This window comes from Mesorhizobium sp. M7A.F.Ca.CA.004.06.1.1, from assembly GCF_003999135.1.
GTDB lineage: Bacteria > Pseudomonadota > Alphaproteobacteria > Rhizobiales > Rhizobiaceae > Mesorhizobium.
In genome coordinates, this window is the sequence record NZ_RZPQ01001002.1 from 1 (window position 1) to 1,717 (window position 1,717).

A 1,717-nucleotide genomic window follows, 5' to 3' on the forward strand; every position below is an offset into this window, starting at 1 on the left:
CGCCCGCACCTTCGGCTTCATGAAGGATGTCGAGCGGCTGTGGGCCGCAGGCTACGCGCTCGGCTCCTCGCTGGAGAACTCGCTGGTCATCGGCGACGACAACCGCGTCATCAATATGGGCGGCCTGCGCTACCCCAACGAATTCGTGCGACATAAGACGCTGGACGCCATGGGCGACCTGGCGCTGGCCGGCGCCCGCTTCATCGGCTGCTTCCGCTCCTATCGCGGCGGCCACAGGATGAATGCCGCGGCCCTGCGCCGTCTGCTCTCGGACCGCACGGCGTTCGAGATCGTCGAGACGACGCGCCGTGAGCGTGGCCGCAGCGCCGAGATGAACGCCGTCAATGCGCCACTCTACGCACCCTGGATGATCTGATTTCCCAGGTTTTTTTCGGGTTCCATGGTGATAGCGAATGTTGCAGGAATGCACCACCCGCCAGTGAAATTGCATTGATGTCCAAGTGGCGTCCGGCCGCCACAAAAATGCGCGATTGGCCGGAGATAGCGTTGCCGGGCAAGGCGGTTATGGTTTATGGCTGCTGCCGTCGATTAATGCATGTCATTCAAAAGTGGGGACCAGTTTTGAAACAATGGCGTGCAACTGGCATTGAAATAGCGCCGAAAGGGCGAGATCCAATCATGTTCTTCAAGCGAGTTGGTCAATTGAAAGCACCGCAGAGGGCTGTTTTCCTGGCGCTTTCAGTAGTTGTTCCATCGCTCTTTCTGTCGGCCTGCATGTCGTCGGAGAAAGATATCGACCTGTCGACCTATGTCGAGCAGACCGAGCCGGCCGATGTTCTCTACAATCAGGGCCTTGCCAATCTCAATGCCGGGCGCCTGCAGGAGGCGAGCCGGAAGTTCGACGCCGTCGACCGTCAGCATCCCTATTCGGAATGGGCCCGCAAATCGATGGTGATGGGCGCTTTCGCCGACTATCGCCAGGGCAATTACGATGAGGCGATCGGCTCGGCCAAGCGCTATCTCACGCTTTACCCGTCGACCGATGACGCCGCCTATGCGCAGTACATCATCGGCTTGAGCTACTACCGTCAGATCAAGGACGTGACGCAGGACCAGAAGGAAGCGCGCCAGACCGTCCAGACGATGCAGGATCTGGTCACGCGCTGGCCAACATCGGAATATGTCGAAGACGCCAAGGAAAAGATCCGCTTCGCCAACGACCAGTTGGCCGGCAAGGAAATGCAGATCGGCCGTTACTATCTTGAGCGGCGTGAATACATCGCTGCCGTGAAGCGCTTCCGCACCGTGGTCGAGAACTATTCCAACACCCGCCATGTCGAGGAGGCGCTCGCCCGCTTGACCGAAAGCTATTACGCGATGGGTCTGACCTCGGAGGCACAAACCGCCGCCGCCGTGCTCGGCACCAACTACCCCGACAGCCCATGGTACAAGGATTCCTACAAGCTCTTGCAGAGCAATGGGCTTGCACCGCGCGAGAATGCCGGGTCGTGGATATCCAAAGCCGGGAAGATGATCACCGGCGCCTGACGTATGAGCATCGACTGAAGCGCCACAGCGCTTTTCGGATTGATCCGGTGCTCAAACAAAAAGATAGTGCGGCGCTGCGACTGCAAATGGTCGCGTGCCGTTCTAGATTCGGGTTCTGATGCTTTCCAGACTGTCGATCCGCGATATCGTCCTGATCGAGAAGCTGGATATAGACTTCCAGCCGGGTCTTTCGGTACTGACCGTCGAA

The 1,717-nt window shown here is 58.8% G+C and carries 2 protein-coding genes; both read left to right on the top strand.

Features of this window, described 5'->3' with window-relative positions:
- The coding region (locus EN906_RS33170; protein ID WP_206529241.1) for a UDP-3-O-acyl-N-acetylglucosamine deacetylase at positions 1 to 376 on the top strand (376 nt) is incomplete at its 5' end.
- Between the two features lie 263 nt (positions 377 to 639).
- Positions 640 to 1,509, top strand: a complete 870-nt coding sequence (locus EN906_RS33175; protein WP_127269547.1) for an outer membrane protein assembly factor BamD — start codon at positions 640 to 642, stop codon at positions 1,507 to 1,509.
- The last annotated feature ends 208 nt before the right edge of the window (positions 1,510 to 1,717 follow it).

Coding starts and splice junctions, on each gene's coding strand:
- EN906_RS33175 (WP_127269547.1), top strand. CDS start 640: ATGTTCTTCAAGCGAGTTGGTCAATTGAAAGCACCGCAGAGGGCTGTT.